Annotated in this window: 20 protein-coding genes and 1 other annotated feature; all 20 genes read left to right on the top strand. The window is 38.9% G+C overall.

Features of this window, described 5'->3' with window-relative positions:
- The 20 genes from AS180_RS01240 to ileS all read left to right on the top strand — a co-directional run bounded on the left by AS180_RS01240 (position 1) and on the right by ileS (position 22,363).
- Complete coding sequence (locus AS180_RS01240) at positions 1 to 1,917, top strand: stage V sporulation protein D (RefSeq protein ID WP_025908836.1); 1,917 nt, start codon at positions 1 to 3, stop codon at positions 1,915 to 1,917.
- Between the two features lie 230 nt (positions 1,918 to 2,147).
- Positions 2,148 to 3,617: a UDP-N-acetylmuramoyl-L-alanyl-D-glutamate--2,6-diaminopimelate ligase gene (locus AS180_RS01235; RefSeq protein WP_025908837.1), complete on the top strand. Its 1,470-nt coding sequence runs from the start codon at positions 2,148 to 2,150 to the stop codon at positions 3,615 to 3,617.
- Between the two features lie 58 nt (positions 3,618 to 3,675).
- Positions 3,676 to 4,650 carry a phospho-N-acetylmuramoyl-pentapeptide-transferase gene (mraY, locus tag AS180_RS01230; RefSeq protein ID WP_025908838.1) on the top strand — a complete coding sequence of 325 codons (975 nt, stop codon included), beginning with the start codon at positions 3,676 to 3,678 and terminating at the stop codon, positions 4,648 to 4,650.
- On the top strand, positions 4,651 to 6,000 hold the full coding sequence (gene murD, locus AS180_RS01225) for a UDP-N-acetylmuramoyl-L-alanine--D-glutamate ligase (protein ID WP_062686237.1): 1,350 nt from the start codon (positions 4,651 to 4,653) through the stop codon (positions 5,998 to 6,000).
- Positions 6,001 to 6,054: 54 nt separating this feature from the next.
- Positions 6,055 to 7,161 (top strand): stage V sporulation protein E, encoded by a 1,107-nt coding sequence (spoVE, locus tag AS180_RS01220; protein ID WP_035320307.1) that lies wholly within the window; start codon positions 6,055 to 6,057, stop codon positions 7,159 to 7,161.
- A 381-nt stretch (positions 7,162 to 7,542) separates the two neighbouring features.
- Positions 7,543 to 8,448, top strand: a complete 906-nt coding sequence (gene murB / locus AS180_RS01215; RefSeq protein ID WP_025908841.1) for a UDP-N-acetylmuramate dehydrogenase — start codon at positions 7,543 to 7,545, stop codon at positions 8,446 to 8,448.
- 131 nt (positions 8,449 to 8,579) lie between these two features.
- Entirely contained in the window at positions 8,580 to 9,353 is a 774-nt protein-coding gene (locus AS180_RS01210) for a cell division protein FtsQ/DivIB (protein ID WP_061784805.1), read from the top strand.
- A gap of 377 nt (positions 9,354 to 9,730) precedes the next feature.
- Positions 9,731 to 11,035 (top strand): cell division protein FtsA, encoded by a 1,305-nt coding sequence (gene ftsA / locus AS180_RS01205; protein ID WP_025908843.1) that lies wholly within the window; start codon positions 9,731 to 9,733, stop codon positions 11,033 to 11,035.
- 41 nt (positions 11,036 to 11,076) lie between these two features.
- Positions 11,077 to 12,234 (top strand): cell division protein FtsZ, encoded by a 1,158-nt coding sequence (ftsZ, locus tag AS180_RS01200; RefSeq protein WP_025908844.1) that lies wholly within the window; start codon positions 11,077 to 11,079, stop codon positions 12,232 to 12,234.
- 203 nt (positions 12,235 to 12,437) lie between these two features.
- Entirely contained in the window at positions 12,438 to 13,358 is a 921-nt protein-coding gene (spoIIGA, locus tag AS180_RS01195) for a sigma-E processing peptidase SpoIIGA (RefSeq protein WP_025908845.1), read from the top strand.
- Positions 13,359 to 13,386: 28 nt separating this feature from the next.
- Entirely contained in the window at positions 13,387 to 14,106 is a 720-nt protein-coding gene (sigE, locus tag AS180_RS01190) for an RNA polymerase sporulation sigma factor SigE (RefSeq protein ID WP_025908846.1), read from the top strand.
- A gap of 147 nt (positions 14,107 to 14,253) precedes the next feature.
- Positions 14,254 to 15,033: an RNA polymerase sporulation sigma factor SigG gene (sigG, locus tag AS180_RS01185; protein WP_062686235.1), complete on the top strand. Its 780-nt coding sequence runs from the start codon at positions 14,254 to 14,256 to the stop codon at positions 15,031 to 15,033.
- 190 nt (positions 15,034 to 15,223) lie between these two features.
- Positions 15,224 to 15,478, top strand: coding sequence for a YlmC/YmxH family sporulation protein (locus tag AS180_RS01180; protein ID WP_025908848.1), 255 nt, complete (start codon positions 15,224 to 15,226; stop codon positions 15,476 to 15,478).
- Between the two features lie 75 nt (positions 15,479 to 15,553).
- On the top strand, positions 15,554 to 16,378 hold the full coding sequence (gene pgeF / locus AS180_RS01175) for a peptidoglycan editing factor PgeF (RefSeq protein ID WP_062686233.1): 825 nt from the start codon (positions 15,554 to 15,556) through the stop codon (positions 16,376 to 16,378).
- Positions 16,379 to 16,385: 7 nt separating this feature from the next.
- Complete coding sequence (locus AS180_RS01170; protein WP_035320310.1) at positions 16,386 to 17,060, top strand: YggS family pyridoxal phosphate-dependent enzyme; 675 nt, start codon at positions 16,386 to 16,388, stop codon at positions 17,058 to 17,060.
- 23 nt (positions 17,061 to 17,083) lie between these two features.
- Positions 17,084 to 17,551 carry a cell division protein SepF gene (locus tag AS180_RS01165; RefSeq protein ID WP_025908850.1) on the top strand — a complete coding sequence of 156 codons (468 nt, stop codon included), beginning with the start codon at positions 17,084 to 17,086 and terminating at the stop codon, positions 17,549 to 17,551.
- A gap of 6 nt (positions 17,552 to 17,557) precedes the next feature.
- Complete coding sequence (locus AS180_RS01160) at positions 17,558 to 17,827, top strand: YggT family protein (protein WP_025908851.1); 270 nt, start codon at positions 17,558 to 17,560, stop codon at positions 17,825 to 17,827.
- A gap of 48 nt (positions 17,828 to 17,875) precedes the next feature.
- Entirely contained in the window at positions 17,876 to 18,649 is a 774-nt protein-coding gene (locus AS180_RS01155; protein ID WP_025908852.1) for a YlmH family RNA-binding protein, read from the top strand.
- An 84-nt stretch (positions 18,650 to 18,733) separates the two neighbouring features.
- Positions 18,734 to 19,228, top strand: a complete 495-nt coding sequence (locus AS180_RS01150) for a DivIVA domain-containing protein (RefSeq protein WP_025908853.1) — start codon at positions 18,734 to 18,736, stop codon at positions 19,226 to 19,228.
- Between the two features lie 68 nt (positions 19,229 to 19,296).
- Positions 19,297 to 19,519, top strand: a binding site (T-box leader).
- A gap of 72 nt (positions 19,520 to 19,591) precedes the next feature.
- Complete coding sequence (gene ileS / locus AS180_RS01145; protein WP_062686231.1) at positions 19,592 to 22,363, top strand: isoleucine--tRNA ligase; 2,772 nt, start codon at positions 19,592 to 19,594, stop codon at positions 22,361 to 22,363.
- The last annotated feature ends 77 nt before the right edge of the window (positions 22,364 to 22,440 follow it).

The following is a 22,440-nucleotide window of genomic DNA, read 5'->3' as shown; positions in this document are numbered from 1 at the left end:
ATGCGGGTATCAGGAGTAACTGTTCGCAAACGATTAGCAGCAGTTTTAATTGCGGGTTTTTTAATTTTTTTAATTATTGACACAAGGCTTGGGTATGTGCAACTTTTCATGGGCGATGCGCTCACAGAAAAAGCTAAGGGGCTTTGGAGCAGAAATATCCCTTTTGAACCAGAGAGAGGGAAAATCCTAGATCGTAACGATGTACCACTAGCTACGAATAAAAGCGCTCCGACGGTTTTAATTATGCCAAGGCAAGTTGAAGATCCGGCAAATACAGCTGAACAGCTGGCAAAAGTGTTAAATACAACGAAAGAAAAAGTATATGAACAAATTACCAAGTCCGCTTCTAGCGTCTATCTACGCCCCGAAGGCCGTAAAATCTCACATGCTAAAGCAAATGAAGTGAGAAATTTGAATCTAAAAGGTGTGTATATTGCAGAAGATTCTAAGCGCCATTATCCATTCGGTAGCTATCTCTCGCATGTGTTAGGATTTGCGGGAGTTGATAACCAAGGTTTAATGGGCTTGGAACTTTACTATGATAAGGAGTTAAAAGGTGAACAAGGTTCAGTTAAGCTCTATTCAGATGCAAAAGGAAAGAAAATGCCCAATATTGCAGATGATTACACAGAGCCGGTTGATGGACTGGATTTAAGGTTAACCATTGATTCTAGAGTAAATACAATTATTGAGCGAGAGCTCGATAATGCACAAACTACCTATAACCCAGATGGGATGATTGCTATTGCAATGAATCCTAAAACGGGTGAAATTTTAGGAATGTCAAGTAGGCCAACATTTGACCCTGCTGATTTCCAAACGGTTGACCCAGATGTTTATAACCGTAACCTTCCGATATGGAGTGCGTATGAACCTGGTTCCACTTTTAAAATCATCACCCTAGCAGCTTCTTTAGAAGAAAAGAAGGTTGATTTATTGAAGGACCAATTTTATGATGATGGAGCTGCAGAAGTGGGCGGTGCGAGACTAAGGTGCTGGAAGCGTGGAGGACATGGACAGCAGACTTTCTTAGAGGTTGTACAAAATTCTTGTAACCCAGGTTTTGTCGAACTCGGGGAGCGTTTAGGGAAAGACACGCTTTTTAAATACATCCGTAACTTTGGTTTTGGTGACAAAACGGGTATTGACTTACAGGGTGAAGCAAGAGGGATTTTATTTCCGCTCGACCGTGTTGGTCCAGTAGAACAGGCAACTACTGCTTTTGGTCAAGGGGTGGCTGTTACGCCTATTCAACAAGTTGCTGCCGTAGCAGCAGCTGTAAATGGTGGGACCTTGTATACGCCTTATATTGCTAGGGAATGGGTTGATCCCAAAACCGGAAATGTTGTTCGGAAAAATGAACCTGAAGCGAAGCGCAAAGTTATTTCTGAAGAAACATCAAAACAAGTTCGATTTGCTCTTGAGAGCGTCGTTGCTCAAGGGTCAGGTAAAAATGCGTTTGTAGAAGGATACAGAGTCGGTGGTAAGACGGGAACAGCTCAAAAAGCAAAAGATGGAAAGTATTTAGAAAATAATCATATTGTTTCATTTATTGGATTTGCTCCCGCCGATGATCCCGAACTAGTGGTATATGTAGCGGTAGATAATCCAAAAGGCACTACTCAATTTGGTGGAGTCGTTGCTGCACCAATCGTAGGAAAGATTATGGAAGATAGCTTGCCAGTGTTAGGTGTACAACCTCGTACAGGCCAAATTGAAAAGGAATTGACGTGGCTGGATACACCAATGATAAAAGTACCAAATTTTGTAGGGTTATCAAAAAAAGAGTTACAAGAGCAGTTAGTTAATTTAAAATTAGATGTGAGTGGTTCAGGGGAAAAGGTCATTAAACAATCACCGGAGGCTGGAACGAAGGTGAAAGAAGGCGAAACAATTCGAGTATACATGAGTAATTAAGTCATATATATATGAGTGATTACGTGGTACAATAGAAGATGTTTCATTTTATAGAATAAGTAATGGCATGACCCAACTCTTTTATTCTATTCGTTTTATTCACTATAAGTGGAACTATCTACTTGTATGTTTGAGACAATTAAGCCTTGAGGGAGTTCCCTCGTGGCTTCTTTTTCTGTAAAATGTTCAAGGTGATATTTCGCTTTACACATAGAGAGGACATGGTAACAATGGATTTAAGAAAGCTATTAGGACATTTACATGACTTCGTGCAAATTCCTGAAAAAAACATTGAAATTACTTCAATTGAAATGGATTCAAGAGAAGTAAAGCCGAGAGCACTGTTTATTTGCGTAAACGGTTATACGGTTGATGGACACGATTTTGCGCAAACAGCTGTCGAAAAAGGTGCCGTGGCTATTCTAGCGGAACGTCCGCTTGATGTGGACGTTCCTGTTATCTTAGTCAAGAGTACCAAAAGAGCAATGGCTGTGTTAGCAGATGCGTTTTATGGCCACCCAACGCAAAAATTACGTTTAATTGGCGTAACTGGAACAAATGGTAAAACAACCATTACACATTTGATCGAACATATGTTTAAAGCGCAGCAAAAGAAAACAGGGCTCATTGGTACAATTGAAATCCGTATTGGCGATCAGTCGTATGACGTGAAAAATACCACGCCAGAATCACTAACTTTACAAAAAACATTTGGACAAATGGTAGAAGAAGATGTTGAAGTAGCAATGATGGAAGTATCTTCACACGCGCTTGATATGGGGAGAGTGCACGGATGTGACTTTGATGTTGCTGTGTTTACAAATCTGACTCAAGATCACCTAGATTATCATGAGACAATGGATGATTATCGTCGAGCGAAAGGGCTATTATTTGCTCAATTAGGCAATGCTTATTATAGCGACAAGCGCCCTAAGTTTGCGATTTTAAACGCGGATGATAAAGCATCAGAAGAATATATTCGCAGCACGGCAGCTACAGTCATTACATATGGCATTGATAATGAAAGTGATATACGTGCAAAAAATATTAAAATGACAAACGGTGGTACAACATTTACGCTTGTAACTCCTATGGAGAGCGTGGAAGTAACGATGCAGCTTGTTGGGAAATTTAGCGTATATAACGTACTAGCAGCAACTGCAGCTTGCTTAGTATCGGATATGCCACTGTCCGTTATTGTCGAGGAAATAACGAAATTACAAGGAGTCTCTGGTCGTTTCGAGTTAGTAAATGAAAACCAAGAATTTACGGTCATTGTTGATTACGCACATACACCAGATAGCTTGGAAAATGTGTTGCAAACGGTAAAGCAATTTGCAACAAATAATATCTATACTATTGTTGGATGCGGTGGAGATCGTGATCGCACAAAGCGTCCAATTATGGCGAACATTGCAGCTTCTTACAGTACGGAGGCTATCTTAACATCTGATAACCCAAGAAGTGAAGATCCAGAAGCCATTTTACATGATATGGAACAAGGGATTAAAACAGATAATTTCGTTACGATTGTTGACCGAGCAGAAGCCATCAAATTTGCGGTATCAAAAGCTCAGAAAGATGATGTTATTGTCATTGCAGGAAAAGGGCATGAGACTTATCAAATTGTTGGTAATCAAGTTCTGGATTTTGATGATCGTGAAGTAGCACGTAAAATGATTAGGGAGCGAAATTTGTAATGAATTGTTTGAAACAAAAACTAGGAAACATCAATACATTAAATGAGGAGGGAATGACATGCTAGAGCCAGCTATTTTATTAACCATCGGCTTAGCCTTCCTCATTACGGTTTTATTGTCGCCGGTATTCATTCCGTTTTTACGAAGATTAAAGTTTGGTCAAAGTATTCGCGATGAAGGACCAAAATCACACCAGAAAAAATCAGGAACGCCTACAATGGGCGGGATCATGATTTTACTATCAATCATTGTGGCAACGCTAATCATGGCTAATCAATATGCAGAGGTAACGTATCGTACGTTCCTGCTGTTATTTGTAACAATTGGTTTTGGATTGTTAGGTTTTTTAGATGATTTTATTAAAGTGGTATTAAAGCGAAATTTAGGTCTAACGTCAAAGCAAAAGTTTTTAGGGCAAGTGGTTATTGCGATTATTTTTTATTTCATCGCTAGACAATTTGAATTTTCAACTGAAGTAACGATTCCGGGAATTCCAACGCCAATTGATCTTGGGTGGTTTTATGTTATCTTCTTAATCATCTGGTTGGTCGGCTTCTCAAACGCAGTAAACTTAACAGATGGTCTAGACGGTTTAGTATCAGGTACAAGCGCGATTTCCTTTGGTGCCTTTGCTGTTTTAGCATGGAATGCAGGTCAATTGGAGATTTCTATTTTTTCAGTCGCTGTTGTAGGCGCAGTTTTAGGCTTTTTAGTATTTAACGCATATCCAGCAAAAGTGTTCATGGGAGACACAGGCTCACTAGCTTTAGGTGGAGCTATTGCAACGATTGCAATTTTAATGAAAATGGAATTTTTACTTGTTATCATTGGCGGTGTTTTTGTTATCGAGACGTTATCCGTTATGATTCAGGTAGCATCATTTAAAACAACGGGCAGACGCGTTTTCAAAATGAGTCCATTACATCATCACTATGAGCTAAGCGGTTGGTCCGAGTGGCGCGTCGTTATGACATTTTGGGCTGTAGGATTATTGTTTGCAATGCTTGGAATTTACATTGAGGTGTGGATATAAGTGAAAACAATTGATGGTTATCAAAATAAACAAGTACTTATTTTAGGGCTTGCAAAAAGTGGGTTAGCAGCAGCAAAACTTGTAAAGAGTCTAGGGGCGAAAGTGGTTGTGAACGATCAGAAACCATATGATGAAAATGATGCAGCTCAGGAACTTGAAGCTATTGGCATTAAGGTGGTTTGTGGTCATCACCCATTAGAGCTACTTGATGGTGTGGATGTAATTATAAAAAACCCAGGGATTCCGTATTCTAACCCTCTTCTTCAGGAAGCATTAAAGCGCAAGCTCTCAATTATTACTGAAGTAGAACTAGCATATCAAGTTAGCGAAGCGCCTTTCATAGGGATTACGGGGAGTAACGGAAAAACAACAACCACTACGTTAATTTATAAAATGCTAGAAGAAGATCGTAAAAACCCGCTAATTGCAGGTAATATTGGTACAGTGGCTTGTGAAGTGGCGCAGGAAGCAAAGTCAGAAAACATTATTGTAACGGAACTTTCTTCATTTCAATTGATGGGCATTGAAACTTTTAAACCCAAGATTTCTTTATTTTTGAACCTATTTGAAGCGCACTTAGATTATCACGGTACGAAGGAAGAGTATGCGCAAGCGAAAGCCAATATCTTTAAAAATCAAACACAAGATGATTTTGCTGTGGTTAACATGGATGATGCAGAAGTGAGGAAAGTAAGCGAAGGTATTGCTGCACAAATTGTGCCGTTTTCTGTTAAAGAAGAAGTAAAAGATGGTGCATACCTGCTAAACAACCAGCTATATTTCTGTAACGAAGCGGTTATGAATGTAAAAGATGTTGTTTTACCAGGTAAGCATAATTTAGAAAATATTTTAGCTGCAATTGCGGTCGTTAAGCTGTTGGGTTGTTCAAACGAAGCGATATATCGAGTGCTTACAATGTTTGCAGGCGTTAAACATCGCGTTCAGTATGTGACAACCATTAACAAGCGTAAATTCTACAACGACTCTAAAGCTACCAATATATTGGCAACAACAGTAGCGCTGTCTGCTTTTACACAGCCGACCATTTTATTAGCCGGTGGATTGGACCGAGGTAATGAATTCGATGAATTAAAACCATCCTTGGAACATGTGAAAGCTGTCATTACATTTGGTGAAACCGCACCAAAAATTGAGCGCGTCGCAAAAGAAGCAGGAATACAAGTGGTTAAACGTGTCGATAATGTTAAACAAGCAGTAATTGAAGCATATGACTGTTCAGAAGAAGATGATGTTGTACTATTATCTCCGGCTTGTGCAAGCTGGGATCAGTTCAAAACTTTTGAAGAACGTGGAGACATGTTTATCAAGTCTGTGCATAAACTGAAATAAGGGCTTGTCTAGACACCTAGAAAACAAGAGCCCTAATCTATTGTTTCGAGGTGCATGACATTGTCGACGAAAAGGTCTACGCCAGATTTTTTTCTTATAATCGTTACACTAGCACTTTTAACGATTGGGCTTATTATGGTTTACAGTGCAAGCGCAGTATGGGCTACATATAAGTTTGAGGATTCATTCTTTTTTGCCAAGCGTCAGCTTTTATTTGCTGGGTTAGGTATATGCGCTATGTTTGTCATTATGAACATTGACTATTGGACATGGCGAACGTGGTCCAAAACGCTTGTCATTATTTGTTTTGTACTATTAATATTGGTTTTAATTCCGGGTGTAGGTTTGGTAAGGAACGGTTCTCAAAGTTGGATTGGGGTAGGCGCTTTTTCAATTCAGCCCTCGGAATTTATGAAATTTGCAATGATTACCTTTTTAGCCAAATATTTATCGGAAAATCAAAAGAACATAACATCCTTTAAAAAAGGGATGGTACCAGCTTTATCTTTTGTGTTCCTGGCTTTTGGTATCATTATGCTTCAGCCAGATTTAGGAACAGGAACAGTACTAGTGGGAACATGTATCGTTATGATTTTTGTCTCAGGGGCTCGTATTAGTCACTTTGTAGGCCTGGGTTTACTTGGCATAGGAGGATTTGTTGTACTTGTATTATCTGCTCCTTATCGAATTAAACGAATCACTTCGTTTTTAGATCCATGGGAAGATCCGTTAGGAAGCGGCTTTCAAATTATTCAGTCCTTATATGCAATTGGGCCAGGAGGACTTTTAGGATTAGGGTTGGGGCAAAGCCGGCAGAAGTTTTTCTACTTACCAGAGCCTCAGACAGATTTTATCTTTGCAATTCTGTCAGAAGAGCTTGGTTTTATCGGAGGCTCATTGGTTTTAGTACTATTTAGCTTGTTATTATGGCGTGGTATACGAGTAGCGCTAGGTGCGCCCGATCTATACGGTAGTTTCTTAGCACTTGGGATTATTTCAATGATTGCCATTCAGGTTATGATTAATATTGGAGTAGTAACTGGATTGATGCCAGTTACCGGTATTACACTGCCGTTTCTAAGTTATGGAGGTTCTTCACTGACTTTAATGCTTGCTGCAGTAGGAGTATTGCTGAATGTTAGTCGCTACTCTCGCTATTAAAGATACCATATTAACTTAACGATAAACCTAATGATAAACCGTCAATGAAACCTATGAAAAATAGGTGTTAATTGGCGGTTTATTTTGTTTCTTTACAGGTGTATGATATTTTTGAATGAAATGTTTTAAAAATGTAATGTTGTCATAACCAAATCTACTGTCAACTATGATATGATGTGAAAGATTGAGTATTTTTTTATAATAAGCTAGCAAATCCTGTTTACATAGGTTATTGCATGAAATATATTAAAACAATTGATAAAATAATATTGAAAGCTTCACTAAAATCTAAAATAGACGTACATTCTTTAGGTGAATGTCATACGATAAATAAATGTAATGATGGATGACAACAGTAAAAATGGTTAGTAGGAGGTTCTTATGGAAGCTTTAGTAAAAGAATTAATGGAATTAAATATTGGAAGAGTTCGTGAAAATGAACCGTTGTCCAAACATACAACAATGAAGATTGGTGGACCTGCCGATGTACTTTTGGAACCAAGCTCTGTAGAAAATCTAAAAATAGCAATGGACATTATTCGTAAACATAACGTGAAGTGGAGAGCTATTGGACGCGGCTCTAACCTATTGGTATCGGATAAAGGAATTGAAGGTGTTGTCATTAAGTTAGGAGCAGGACTTGATGATTTACAAATTGACGGAGAGCGCGTTACAGTAGGAGGAGGCTACCCTAGCATTAAACTTGCTACTGTTATTACAAAGCAGGGTTTATCAGGCCTTGAGTTTTCAAGTGGTATTCCAGGTTCAGTGGGCGGTGCAGTCTACATGAATGCAGGTGCTCACGGTTCTGATATGTCACAAATACTAGAAAAAGCGTATATTTTATTTGAAGACGGAACGTTAGAATGGCTTTCAAATAAAGAGATGAAGTTTTCTTATCGCAACTCAATTTTACAAAAAGAGCGCCCAGGGGTTTGCGTGCAGGCAGTTCTACAGCTAAAGAAAGGAACTCGCGATGAAATCGTAGGAGTTATGCAAAAGAACAAAGATTATCGTCGTGAAACACAGCCTTGGAACTTCCCTTGTGCAGGTAGTATTTTCAGAAACCCACTACCAAACTATGCGGGAGATCTAATTGAGAAGTCTGGCTTAAAAGGTTATTCAATTGGTGGAGCCCAAATTAGTGAAATGCACGGTAACTTCATTGTAAATACGGGTAACGGCACGGCAAGCGATGTCTTGGCATTGATTGATCATGTAAAAAAAACAATCAAAGAACGCTTTGACATTGACATGCATACAGAAGTAGAAATAATAGGTCGTTAATAACAAAACGATGCAAAAACTAAGGGGATGGACCTTGATTCTATGCTATAATCAAGGTATTCTAACAAGAAAATGGGAAAATGAGTGAGGGAAAGCAGGGCGCTTTCTCAACAGGGTAAGGGTGAAACAAAATGGATAAAGATAAAAGCAAGTTAATTGTTCTTGAAGATCGCGTGCCTAAGCTCAAAGAGCAGCGTAAGCATAAAACAAATAGGCGGCTTATCTTTTATTTATCACTCTTTTTCATCCTTATTCTATTCATTGTATATTCGCAATCATCCCTAAGTAATATTTCAAAAATTGAAGTTATAGGGAACGAATATGTGGGTAGTAAGGATGTTATAAAAGCAAGCAACCTAACAAATAAAACAAGCTATTGGGAAGTCGATAAAGATCAGGTAAGCGAGCTGGTAGAAAAGCATCCTGAAATTCAAACAGCGACGATTATTAAAAGCTTTCCTAATAAGGTAACAATTAAAGTGAAAGAATACGAGCGCACAGCATACGTATTTTCAAACGGTACATATTTCCCCGTCAATGAAAATGGAAAAGTTCTTAAAGCAATCAAAAGTAGCGAAATGATATCAAGTGCTCCTTTGCTTGTAGAATGGAATGACCCGGAAGCTATTCAAGAGATGGTACAGGAACTAGCCAAGACGCCGGTAAGCCTTGCAAGTTCTATTTCAGAGATTTACTATATGCCTACTAAAGCAGAACCTCTCCAAGTTGAAGTGTTTATGAACGATGGTAGAGAAGTGAGTGCAAAGATAAAAAATTTCTCGGAAAAAATTGTGTACTATCCAGCTATTGTAAAAGAGTTAACGCCAGAACAACAAGGCGTAATTGATTTGGAAGGAAACTCTTTTACACCCTATAAGAAAAATGAACAGAAAAGCGATGAATAGCCGTCAACCCTTTCGTTTGATGGCTGTAACAGCGAGTGAAGAACGTGATATAACCTTAATGTGTTAAAAAAGATAACATAATTAGGGAAACGTTGAAATTTCGCTTTTCTAGCTTTCATTCATGGTGTAGACTTATAGTTATAGTAAATAGTTATTCTATGAAAAAATATACGTTCGGTATAAAAACGTATTTGAATCAATTAATTGAATGAAATTGAAAGACTAACATGAAAAAGTCGAAAAAAATTGAATTTACAAAAGGGAAAAAGCTTAGTTTGTTGAATATTTTCATATAATAAAAGCTAAATCGAAAGTTTGTTGTTCTTCTGACGTCAAAGTAGTAAAGATGTGTAGAATGTAAAAGGAGGTGCCAAAGAATGAACAGCAATGAAATATACGTTAGTTTAGACATCGGTACATCCAGTGTGAAAGTAATCATCGGAGAGATGAGTAACGATTCATTGAATATCATTGGTGTGGGGAATGTAAAGTCACACGGGTTGAAAAAAGGTTCTATCGTTGATATAGACGCAACAGTTCAATCAATTAGAAAAGCAATAGAACAAGCTGAAAGAATGGTTGGCATTACAATTAAAAAGGTAGTCGTGGGCATTAGTGGGAACCATGTGTTTTTACAAGATTGTCACGGTGTCGTGGCGGTATCAAGTGAAAATCGTGAAATTGCTAATGAAGATATTCACCGAGTAATTGATGCAGCACAAGTTATGTCCATTCCACCTGATCGTGAAATCATTGATGTTATTCCGAAGCAGTTTATCGTAGATGGATTAGAGGGAATTAATGATCCTCGTGGGATGATTGGCGTACGCTTAGAAATGGAAGGCACAATTATTACGGGGTCTAGAACGGTGTTACATAACTTATTACGCTGTGTAGAGAGAGCCGGTTTAGAAATCAGTGATATTTGCTTACAGCCACTTGCCTCTGGTTCAATTGCTTTGTCTCGCGATGAAAAAAACCTAGGAGTTGCACTGGTTGATATCGGCGGAGGCTCTACTACTATTGCTATCTTCGATCAAGGGCATTTAAAAGTGACGACCGTAGTAGCAATTGGTGGAGAACATATTACAAAAGACTTATCAATTGGGCTTCGAACATCAACAGAAGATGCAGAAGCTATTAAAATTAAGCATGGACATGCTTTCTATGACCATGCATCAGAAGAAGAGGTATTTAGCGTACCTATTATTGGTAGCGATCAGCACCAGCAGTTTAATCAACTCGAAATCTCTGATATTATTGAAGCTAGATTAGAAGAGATCTTTGAGATGATAACGCAGGAAGTGAACCGTTTAGGATACAAAGATATTCCTGGTGGTTTTGTTCTAACAGGTGGTGTTGTAGCAATGCCAGGCATTTTAGAGCTAGCACAAGTTGTGTTAAAAAACAATGTGCGCATTGCTGTACCTGATTATATTGGAGTTCGTGAGCCGCATTACACAACGGGTGTAGGTCTCATTAAGTTCGCTTATAAAAATGCAAAAATTCAAGGGCGTGAAATTGGAGCCCCAGTTGTGGAAGAGCAAGTGTTTGAGGAAGAGTTTGTTCCAGCAGCGAAACCTCAGCAGCAACAAGCGCAGCCACAGCAGTCAAATGAGAAGCCAAAAAAGAAAAATGACCAAAATTTAATGAAGAAGTTTTTTGGATACTTCTTTGATTAACGTTACGGATTGGTAATTTCGATGAATTAGGAGGAACTATCATGTTGGAGTTTGATACAAGTGTAGACCAATTAGCAACGATAAAAGTAATCGGTGTAGGGGGCGGCGGTAACAACGCAGTAAACCGTATGATTGAACACGGTGTTCAAGGCGTAGAGTTTATTGCGGTTAACACAGATGCCCAAGCGTTAAATTTATCAAAAGCAGAAACAAAAATGCAAATCGGCGCTAAGCTTACTCGCGGTCTTGGTGCTGGAGCCAATCCGGAAGTAGGAAAAAAAGCAGCGGAAGAAAGTAAAGAACAAATTCAAGAAGCTTTAAAAGGTGCAGATATGGTGTTCGTTACTGCAGGTATGGGTGGTGGAACAGGAACTGGTGCTGCTCCTGTTATTGCTCAAATCGCAAGAGAACTCGGCGCTTTAACAGTAGGCGTTGTCACACGTCCGTTCACATTTGAGGGGCGTAAACGTTCTACGCAAGCAGCTGGTGGTATCGCTTCTATGAAAGAAGCTGTCGATACGCTAATCGTTATTCCAAACGATCGCTTATTAGAGATTGTAGATAAAAACACGCCAATGCTGGAAGCATTCCGTGAAGCAGATAATGTGCTACGTCAAGGTGTACAAGGTATCTCTGATTTAATCGCGGTACCTGGACTTATTAACTTAGACTTTGCTGATGTAAAAACAATTATGTCTAACAAGGGTTCTGCTTTAATGGGAATCGGTATTGCAACAGGTGAAAATCGTGCGGCTGAGGCAGCCAAAAAAGCTATTTCAAGTCCATTACTTGAAACGTCTATTGACGGTGCTCAAGGTGTACTGATGAACATTACAGGTGGAACAAACTTAAGCCTTTATGAAGTTCAAGAGGCGGCTGACATTGTTGCTTCTGCATCAGACCAAGAAGTAAACATGATTTTCGGTTCTGTTATCAATGAAAACCTGAAAGACGAAATTGTTGTTACTGTTATTGCAACAGGCTTTAGTGATCAAGACCTGTCTCAAGGTAAGCCAGGACGACCATCTTTAACAGCTAACCGTGTGCAGCAACAGCAACAGCCTGTGGCTCCGCCAAAGCGTGAAGTGAAGCGTGAAGAGCCTGTTCAACAAGAATATTCTCGCCCAACGCAGCCTCAATCATCAGATGATGCTTTAGATATTCCAACGTTCTTACGTAACCGAAATCGTAGACGCTAAAAAAACGTGCTGATCTTAAAAGAGATCAGCGCGTTTTTCTTTTTTCTTTATTCTTTGCTCAATAGATAAAGAATGACAAATATCGGATTATTTCCTCAAAAATACTGCTTGTTTCCCCCCATGAAATGACAGACTTTCTACTAGATTATGCTTTATACTAATTTTTAACAAAAGAGATTAAGAGGAATGGAGAGGTTCAATCAGTGCCAATCTATTTAGATTTAATCTGGATTCTTAATTTTGGATTAGATACAATTTTGTTGCTTTTATGCGCAACGGTTTTAAAGCGGCAGTTTAAATGGTGGCGACTGTGCTTAGGGGGATTTATTGGCTCTTTAATTGTACTTCTTATGTTTACTCAATTTTCTGATATTATGCTGCATCCCGCAGTTAAAATTCTGTTCTCCCTCATTATGGTGTTAGTAGCTTTTGGGTATAAGCGTCTTCGCTTTTTTATTGAAAACTTATTAACATTTTATTTTTCAACGTTTGTCGTAGGTGGTGGGTTAGTAGGAATTCATTTTTTGTTTGATCAACAATATTTGCTGGTAGATGAAATGGTGAGTACACAGCCACAGTTTGGAGACCCTATCAGCTGGTTATTCGTATGCTTAGGCTTCCCTATTCTAGCCTACTTCTCAAAGGCTAGAGTTGAAGATATGAAGATGAAAAACATTACGTTTGATCAGCTAGCGGATGTGAAGATTAGTTTAAACGGTGTAGAAATTCATACAAAAGGTCTTATTGATAGCGGTAACCAGCTTGTTGATCCATTAACGAAAACACCTGTTATGATTGTTGCAGCATCCTTACTTGAAGAAGTCCTTCCTTCCTCGCTGCTTCAATTAAGTAAAAATGTCCAATCATTTTCGCATGATGAGGATATTGATCATGACTGGTATGCGAGGGTGAGATTTGTGCCGTATAGAAGTGTCGGACAGTCTAATCAGCTATTGTTGGCTCTAAAGCCAGATCATGTAACCATTGTTCATAACTCCCAAGAAATTCATGTTGAAAAGGTGTTGGTTGGAATTAGCCATACAACATTATCGGTTGAAGGACAATATGAATCAATTATTCATCCTAAGCTATTAGTCATTGGAGAAGTCAGCTCAGCTTCTTAATTTGAACAAAAATAAAGGGGGAAATTGAATGTCTACATATCGTATTCGGCTACAGTTATGGTGGTACAAGTTATTAATTAAATTAAAAATTAAAACAGATGAAGTATATTATATTGGTGGGAGCGAAGCATTACCGCCACCTCTAACAAAAGATGAAGAAGAAGTGTTACTGAAAAAACTTCCTTCTGGTGATGAAGCGGCAAGGTCTTTACTAATTGAGCGAAACTTACGCCTAGTTGTCTATATTGCACGTAAATTTGAAAATACGGGGATTAATATTGAGGACTTAATTAGCATTGGGACAATAGGATTAATAAAAGCAGTAAATACATTTAATCCAGAAAAGAAAATCAAACTAGCTACGTACGCATCGAGATGTATTGAAAATGAAATTCTCATGTATTTAAGACGAAATAACAAGATTCGTTCAGAAGTTTCGTTTGATGAGCCGTTAAACATTGATTGGGATGGGAATGAGCTTTTACTTTCGGATGTAATGGGAACGGAAGAAGATATCATTACAAAAGACTTAGAAGCGAATGTAGATAGGAAGCTGTTATTAAAAGCTTTACATCAACTTAATGATCGTGAAAAGCAAATTATGGAGTTAAGATTTGGATTAGCAGGTGGGGAAGAGAAAACGCAAAAGGATGTAGCGGATATGCTTGGTATTTCTCAATCGTATATTTCACGATTAGAAAAGCGAATTATTAAAAGGCTCCGAAAAGAATTTAATAAAATGGTGTAACAAAATGCGGTAACAAGTAGGCGTTCTGACTCTGCTGTTACCGCATTTTGTTTCAGGAATAAAATGTAAGAATTTTGAATGTGCATATTTTTTCCTTTCAAGGAGATACTGAACTCAGAACATCATCTCCTGTGAGGAGGGAAAGAATTGACAAGAAATAAAGTAGAAATTTGTGGAGTAGATACTTCAAAGCTTCCTGTATTGAATAATGATGAGATGCGCCTTTTATTTAAGGAGCTGCAAGCTGGTGATGAAACCGCTCGTGAGAAGTTAGTGAGTGGTAACCTACGTCTTGTTCTAAGTGTAATTCAGCGTTTTAATAATCGCGGAGAATTCGTTGATGATTTATTTCAAGTGGGTTGTATTGGCCTCATGAAATCTATTGACAACTTTGATTTAGGACAAAACGTAAAATTTTCTACATATGCTGTTCCGATGATTATTGGAGAAATTCGCCGCTACTTGCGAGACAATAACCCAATTCGGGTATCAAGATCATTAAGAGACATTGCATATAAGGCACTCCAAGTTCGAGAAAGATTAATGAGTGAAACATCAAAAGAGCCAACTGCAGAAGAAATAGCCAAAGTATTAGAAGTTCCACATGAAGATATTGTATTTGCGTTAGACGCTATTCAAGACCCAGTATCATTATTTGAACCTATCTACAATGATGGAGGAGATCCTATTTATGTGATGGATCAGCTTAGTGACGAGCGAAATCGCGATTCTACTTGGATTGAAGAAATAGCCTTACAGGAAGGGATGCGTCGACTAAATGAGAGAGAAAAACTAATTTTACGAAAACGCTTCTTTCAAGGAAAGACTCAAATGGAAGTGGCTGATGAAATTGGGATTTCACAAGCACAGGTATCTCGTTTAGAAAAAGCAGCCATTAAACAGATGAATAAGAACATTCAAAGCTAATATTTTTGGCTTCATACGTATGATAAACCGCCGCATGGATCAGTCTGTGCGGCGGTTTGTTTGATAGAAGAAAAAGCGCGTAAAATTACCGTTTCTTTCATGAAATCACTCAAGTTTAAATATACATATACAAAGAGATTTCTACGTTTTTTAAAATAACGTGTTGGCTAAGAGAATAGGGGGAATAGGGATGTTAAAGATTTCTGAATTTCAAATTAAAGATGTGGTTAACGTAGCAGACGGCAAGCGCCTTGGACATGTAGGAGATATTGATATTGATTTAGCCACTGGTAAAATTCAAGCGATTGTCATTGGGAACTCAAGAATGCTTGGTTTTTTTGGGAAAGAAGAGGAAATTGTCATTCCGTGGCGAAATATCGTAAAGATTGGTTCTGACGTTATTTTAGTACGCTATAAAGACAGCTACGAACTTGAAGAGAATTAATGTATTTTTATAAACAGCTATTCTCAATCTGTGGTACAATATTTGAGAACAATAGATAAAGGGTGTGTCACATACATGAATAAAGCTGCTTTTACAAAAAGCCATCATGAATCGTTTATGTGGCTTCGTCCGTGGATGGATGAAAATAGTCAGCTGTTAAGTGGCTTTACGACTAAAAACGGTGGAATAAGTGAGCCTCCGTTTACTTCATTCAACCTTGGACTGCACGTACATGACAACAAAGAACACGTTATTTTAAATAGAGAACTATTAGCTAACCATCTAAATATGCCCTTATCGAATTGGGTTTGCGCTGAACAAGTACATAATTCGGTTGTACAAAAAGTAACGCGTAAGCAATCAGGAAAGGGAATGCATGCTTATGAAGATGGAATTGCACAAACAGATGGAATTTATACAAATGAATCAAACGTCTTGTTAGCACTATGCTATGCAGACTGTGTACCTCTATATTTTTATGCTCCAAATCATCATATGGTAGGGCTAGCTCATGCTGGATGGCAAGGAACAGTTAAAGATATTGCGGGTGAGATGATTCGAAAATGGGTACAGGAAGAGCAAATACCCGTTGAAGATATTTATGCTGCTGTAGGGCCAGCGATTGAATCATGCTGCTATATTGTCGATGACCGCGTCATTTCAGCAGTGAATGAAGTAGCGGCGTCAGCGGACGTATATGTGCAAATTTCTCCGAATCAATATCGACTAGATTTGAAAAAACTAAATGTTTATTTGATGAAAAAAGCTGGTGTTAATGAAGCAAATATTATCGTTTCATCCCATTGTACAAGCTGTGAAGATGATCTATTCTTTTCGCATCGTCGCGATCAAGGTAAAACCGGTCGTATGTTTAGCTTTATAGGTTTTAAGGAGGATTGACTACATAGTGACAGCAAGCGTAGCAAGCAATTTAGAACAAGTAAAAGAACAAATTAACCTAGCCTGTGAGAAGGTAGGGCGTCACCCAGAAGAAGTAAGGGTTGTAGCCGTAACAAAATACGTTTCTACTGAGCGCGCACAAGAGGCCGTAGAAGCAGGCCTTATACATCTAGGAGAAAATCGTGATGAGGGCATGACGGAGAAGTATGAGGAAATTGGTGACAAGGCCACATGGCACTTTATTGGAACGCTCCAAACGCGTAAAGTGAAAAATATTATCAATCAAGCATCGTATATTCATTCGTTAGATCGTTTATCGCTAGCAAAAGAGATTAATAAGCGAGCGAGTAAGCCAGTAAAATGCTTTGTACAGGTAAACGTTGCGGAAGAAGAATCTAAGCATGGGCTATCAGCAGATGAGGTTGTTCCATTTATTCAAGCATTAGAGGAATACCCAAATGTTCAAGTTGTTGGGTTAATGACAATGGCTCCTCATACGGACGATGAGAAGGTATTAAGAAATTGTTTTAAAGATTTAAAAAAGCTACAGCAAGAAATTCAAACTCTTAATTTACGCTATGCTCCTTGCCAAGAGCTTTCAATGGGAATGTCAAATGATTACCAAATTGCTATTGAAGAAGGAGCAACATTTATTCGATTAGGAACCACACTGGTTGGTTAAGAACGTTAAGGAGGTGTCAGGCGATGAGTATGAAGAATCGTTTTAAAAATTTTTTTGCCATGGATGATGAGACAGAAGAGTACGTAGAAGAACGATATGAACAAAAAGAATATGACAATGAACCTGCTGCTGTTCAACCTTCTAAGACGCAAAAGCAAGTTAGCAGTCAGCAGCAAAATGTTATAAGTTTGCAAAGCGTACAAAAGTCATCGAAGATGGTCTTATCTGAACCACGCGTTTATGCCGAAGCCCAAGATATTACCGATCATTTAAAGAACCGCAAAGTCGTTGTTGTCAATTTACAGCGAATTCAGCGTGATCAAGCAGTAAGAATAGTCGACTTTTTAAGCGGAACGGTTTATGCTTTAGGTGGTGACATTCAAAAAATCGGAACCGATATTTTTTTATGTACGCCAGACAATGTCGATGTTAGTGGTAGCATTTCAGATATGCTCACTGAACATGAAACAAGCAACGTAAAGAGGTGGTAACCGTATATGGAAATCGTACTTAGGATTTTGCTTCAGTTAATCGAGATTTATTCATGGGCGCTCATTATTTACATTTTTATGTCATGGGTTCCCGACATTCGCGCATCTCGATTTGGACAAATGCTGGGAAGCATTTGTGAACCTTACCTTGAGCCGTTTCGACGAATCATTCCTCCGCTTGGAATGATTGATCTCTCACCACTGGTAGCTATTCTTGTGTTACGCTTTGCAAGTGGTGGACTCGTATCGCTATTTAGAATGTTAGGGTTCATATAAAAAGGAATCATTTGATTCCTTTTTTACATACGAGCAAGGAGAGTAGACATGTCTATTTATCAACATTTTCGAGAAGAAGAACGAGCATTTATTGACCTCGTATTAGAGTGGAAAGAAGATGTTCTTAATCAATATAGTCCAAAGCTGACGGACTTTTTAGACCCACGCGAGCAGCAAATTGTTTCAGCTATCATTGGAACAGAAGGAGAAGTGCTTGTTTCGTTTGACGGTGGAAGTGAACAAGGAGAACGAAAGCGAGCGCTTTTATATCCTGATTATTATGAGGTGGGAAATGAAGATTTTCAACTGAGCTACTACGAGCTGCACTATCCTAGTAAATTTGTTACGGTTGAGCACTCTCAAGTGTTAGGAGCATTAATGTCGCTTGGGTTAAAACGGTCAAAGTTTGGTGATGTTTTGGTACAAGATGAGCGCATACAGCTGGTTATTGCCGATGAAATATCTTCTTACGTGGAAGCAAACTTCACGTCAGTGGGTAAAGCCAAAATATCTCTTGTAAAAAAAGACCGCACAGAGTTACTTCAAGTTCAAAGTGAATTTCAGGAAAAAACGTATACTGTATCATCCATGCGGTTAGACGTTTTACTATCTACCATTTACAATTTATCTCGTCAAAAGGTGCAGCCGTTTATTGGAAGTGGAGCGGTAAAAGTAAATTTTAAAACGGTTGAACAGCCTTCTTTTGAGTGCAAAGCAGATGATATACTTTCACTAAGAGGTTTTGGTCGAAGTAAAGTTATATCAGTTGAGGGGAAAACAAAAAAAGATAAGTGGCGAGTAATTGTAGGGAAACAACAATAACAAAAATTGTAAGCAGGAAACAAAAAAAATATGTCGAATATTCCATTACAAACAATGTAATGAGACAACGTGGAGGTGGCCTACATGCCTTTAACCCCTTTAGATATTCATAACAAAGAATTTAATCGTGGGTTTCGTGGATATGATGAAGACCAGGTCAATGAATTTCTTGACCAAGTAATTAAGGATTACGAATTAATTATTCGTGAGAAAAAAGAATTAGAAGTGCGAGTAACTGAGCTTACTGAAAAGGTAGGGCATTTTACTAACATTGAAGAAACGCTGAATAAATCAATTTTAATTGCTCAAGAAGCAGCAGAAGACGTAAAGCGAAACGCAGAGAAAGAAGCGAAGCTAATTGTAAAAGAAGCGGAAAAGAATGCTGACCGCATTATCAATGAAGCTTTATCAAAGTCTCGTAAAATTGCGATGGATATTGAAGAGACGAAAAAGCAGTCAAAAGTATTCCGTACGCGTTTTAAAATGTTAATTGAAGCCCAGTTAGAAATGTTAAACAGTGATGATTGGGATCAATTAATGGACTATGAAATGCCTGCGTTAGAAGAAAAAATTGACTAGTCAAGACAGAACCTTGACTTCTTTCGTTTTGTTGTCATATAATTTGGTAACAGATGAAATTTCATACGTATAGTACGGAGATAGGGACAGTAGTTTCTTACATGATTACGTTTAGCGAACCGAGGAAGGTGAGAGCTCGGTCTAATCTAAGAAACGAATATCACCCTGGAGTATTGCTGCTGAAACGAAGTAAGCAGCGACGTGTTATTCACGTTACGAATGCTGAGAGGACAAACGGAAGTGCTGTTTGTCTACAAGGGTGGTACCGCGGGAGACCTTCTCGTCCCTTTTTGGGATGAGAAGGTCTCTTTTTGTTGTAGCTATATACGGAATGAAATTTACGATTTTATGGAGGTTAGAACTTTGGAATATAAAGATACGTTATTAATGCCGAAAACAGAATTTCCGATGCGTGGAAATTTACCAAATCGTGAGCCACAAATGCAAGAAAAGTGGGCGGGAATGGACATTTATGCAAAAGTTCAAAAGCGTACAGAAGGTCGTCCATTATTCGTGTTACATGATGGCCCTCCTTATGCAAATGGTGATATTCATATGGGGCATGCACTGAATAAAATCTTAAAGGACTTTATCGTTCGCTATAAATCCATGTCAGGTTTTTGTGCCCCTTATGTACCTGGTTGGGATACGCACGGTTTACCGATTGAAACAGCTTTAACAAAGAATAAAAAAGTCAACCGTAAAGAAATGAGCGTTGCTGAGTTCCGTAAGCTTTGCGAACAGTATGCATGGGAGCAAGTGGAAGGTCAACGTGAACAGTTCAAACGTTTAGGTGTGCGTGCTGATTGGGATAACCCTTATGTGACGCTTCAGCCTGAATACGAAGCTCAGCAAATTAAAGTATTTGGAGATATGGCGAAAAAAGGCTATATCTACAAAGGACTAAAACCAGTTTATTGGTCTCCATCTAGTGAATCAGCGTTAGCAGAAGCTGAAATTGAATATTATGATAAGCGCTCTGCGTCTATTTACGTGGCGTTTAATGTAAAGGATGGTAAAGGCGTAGTGGAAAGTGATGAGAAATTTATCATCTGGACAACAACGCCATGGACAATGCCGGCAAACTTAGCTATTGCTGTAAACCCAGAGCTTCAATATAGCGTAGTGGCCGTAGATGGTGCTAAATACATCGTGGCATCAGAACTTGTTGAGACCGTTGCAAAAGAGATTGAATGGGTTGAATATGAAGTAGTGCGTACTATGAAAGGTGCTGAACTTGAGCACGTAGTAGCAGAACATCCAATTTACAAGCGTGATTCTCTACTCGTTTTAGGTGACCATGTTACAACTGATGCGGGTACTGGGTGTGTTCATACGGCTCCAGGACACGGGGAAGATGACTTTATTGTGGGTCAAAAATACGGTTTAGGTGTACTTTGTCCAGTTGACAGCAAAGGTCATATGACAGAGGAAGCGCCTGGATTTGAAGGCTTATTCTATGATAATGCGAACAAGGCCATTACTGAAAAGCTTCAAGAAGAAGGCGCCCTGTTAAAGCTATCATTCATCACGCATTCATATCCACATGACTGGCGTACGAAAAAGCCGACAATTTTCCGTGCAACAGCGCAATGGTTTGCATCAATTAAAGACTTCCGTAAAGAGCTATTAGAGGCAGTAGAAAAAACACAGTGGGTTCCTGCTTGGGGCGAAACTCGTCTTTACAACATGGTTCGTGATCGTGGAGACTGGTGTATTTCTCGTCAACGCGCATGGGGCGTACCAATTCCTGTGTTTTATGCTGAAAATGATGAGCCGATTATTACGGATGAGACAATTGAGCATGTATCAGAGCTGTTCCGTCAGCATGGTTCAAACGTATGGTTTGAGCGTGAAGCAAAAGATTTATTACCGGAAGGCTTTACTCATCCTGGTAGTCCAAACGGTCATTTCACAAAAGAAACGGATATTATGGACGTATGGTTTGATTCTGGATCTTCTCACCAAGCTGTACTTGAAGAGCGTGAAGGGTTACAGCGTCCGGCTGACCTTTATCTAGAAGGGTCTGACCAATATCGCGGTTGGTTTAACTCAAGCTTATCTACAAGCGTTGCTGTAACGGGTGAAGCACCTTATAAAGCCGTTTTAAGTCATGGTTTTGCTTTAGATGGTGAAGGTCGTAAAATGAGTAAATCACTTGGTAACACGGTTATTCCAGCTAAGGTTATGAAACAGTTAGGTGCAGATATTCTACGCTTATGGGTAGCGTCTGTTGACTACCAGGCAGATGTACGCGTATCTGATAACATCTTGAAACAAGTAGCTGAAGTATATCGTAAAATTCGTAATACGTTCCGCTTCTTATTAGGAAACCTAGCAGATTTCAATCCACAAACGGATGCGATTCCAGTAGATCAGCTTCGTGAAGTAGATCGTTACATGCTAGTTAAGCTCAATAAATTAGTGGATAAAGTGAAGAAATCATACGATGCATATGAGTTCTCAAGTATTTATCATGCAGTTCATAATTTCTGTACGATTGATATGAGTTCGTTCTATTTAGATTTTGCAAAAGACGTATTATATATCGAAGGTGCAAACAACGTAGAGCGTCGTAGCATTCAAACCGTTCTTTACGAAACGCTACTATCTCTAACAAAGTTAGTATCTCCAATCCTTTCTCATACAGCTGATGAGGTATGGGTTCATATTCCAAACGTAGAAGAAGAAAGCGTCCAGCTAGTTGATATGCCAGAAGTGAAAGAAATTGCTGGTGCAGATGAGCTCGAGAAAAAATGGGATGCGTTTATGGAACTCCGTGACGAAGTGTTAAAAGCACTTGAACAGGCTCGTAATGAAAAGGTAATCGGAAAATCTCTTGAAGCTAAGTTGACTCTATATCCAAACGCTGAGACGAAGCAATTGTTAGCGTCTATCTCAGAAAACGTAGGTCAATTGTTTATCGTTTCAGGCTTAGAGGTTGCTGGTGACGTAGCAGATGCGCCGGAAACTGCACAGCGCTTTGAGCACGCAGCAATCGTTGTGACACCTGCTGAAGGAGAAAAATGTGAACGTTGTTGGACAGTTACAACAACAGTTGGTTCAGACTCAGCTCACCCAACATTATGTGCAAGATGTGCAGATGTGGTGAAAACGAACTACGTTCAGCAGTAAAGCGGAAAAAGAGGCTGGGACATAAGTAATTCAGCCAATGATAAACCTGAACGATTGAGAGTTTCTCACTTTTAATC

Source organism: Priestia veravalensis (assembly GCF_001457055.1).
In the GTDB taxonomy this organism is placed as follows: domain Bacteria; phylum Bacillota; class Bacilli; order Bacillales; family Bacillaceae_H; genus Priestia; species Priestia flexa.
Note: the sequence above shows the minus strand (reverse complement) of the source record. Positions and strands in the feature narration are given on the sequence as shown.

What these genes read in the sequence shown, in the direction of transcription:
- mraY (WP_025908838.1), top strand. Translation starts at nt 3,676, where the DNA reads ATGCTAGAGCCAGCTATTTTATTAACCATCGGCTTAGCCTTCCTCATT.
- AS180_RS01165 (WP_025908850.1), top strand. Translation starts at nt 17,084, where the DNA reads ATGAGTATGAAGAATCGTTTTAAAAATTTTTTTGCCATGGATGATGAG.
- spoVE (WP_035320307.1), top strand. Translation starts at nt 6,055, where the DNA reads ATGACATTGTCGACGAAAAGGTCTACGCCAGATTTTTTTCTTATAATC.
- ftsZ (WP_025908844.1), top strand. Translation starts at nt 11,077, where the DNA reads ATGTTGGAGTTTGATACAAGTGTAGACCAATTAGCAACGATAAAAGTA.
- AS180_RS01180 (WP_025908848.1), top strand. Translation starts at nt 15,224, where the DNA reads ATGTTAAAGATTTCTGAATTTCAAATTAAAGATGTGGTTAACGTAGCA.
- AS180_RS01155 (WP_025908852.1), top strand. Translation starts at nt 17,876, where the DNA reads ATGTCTATTTATCAACATTTTCGAGAAGAAGAACGAGCATTTATTGAC.
- ftsA (WP_025908843.1), top strand. Translation starts at nt 9,731, where the DNA reads ATGAACAGCAATGAAATATACGTTAGTTTAGACATCGGTACATCCAGT.
- murB (WP_025908841.1), top strand. Translation starts at nt 7,543, where the DNA reads ATGGAAGCTTTAGTAAAAGAATTAATGGAATTAAATATTGGAAGAGTT.
- AS180_RS01150 (WP_025908853.1), top strand. Translation starts at nt 18,734, where the DNA reads ATGCCTTTAACCCCTTTAGATATTCATAACAAAGAATTTAATCGTGGG.
- pgeF (WP_062686233.1), top strand. Translation starts at nt 15,554, where the DNA reads ATGAATAAAGCTGCTTTTACAAAAAGCCATCATGAATCGTTTATGTGG.
- AS180_RS01240 (WP_025908836.1), top strand. Translation starts at nt 1, where the DNA reads ATGCGGGTATCAGGAGTAACTGTTCGCAAACGATTAGCAGCAGTTTTA.
- AS180_RS01235 (WP_025908837.1), top strand. Translation starts at nt 2,148, where the DNA reads ATGGATTTAAGAAAGCTATTAGGACATTTACATGACTTCGTGCAAATT.
- AS180_RS01210 (WP_061784805.1), top strand. Translation starts at nt 8,580, where the DNA reads ATGGATAAAGATAAAAGCAAGTTAATTGTTCTTGAAGATCGCGTGCCT.
- sigE (WP_025908846.1), top strand. Translation starts at nt 13,387, where the DNA reads ATGTCTACATATCGTATTCGGCTACAGTTATGGTGGTACAAGTTATTA.
- AS180_RS01160 (WP_025908851.1), top strand. Translation starts at nt 17,558, where the DNA reads ATGGAAATCGTACTTAGGATTTTGCTTCAGTTAATCGAGATTTATTCA.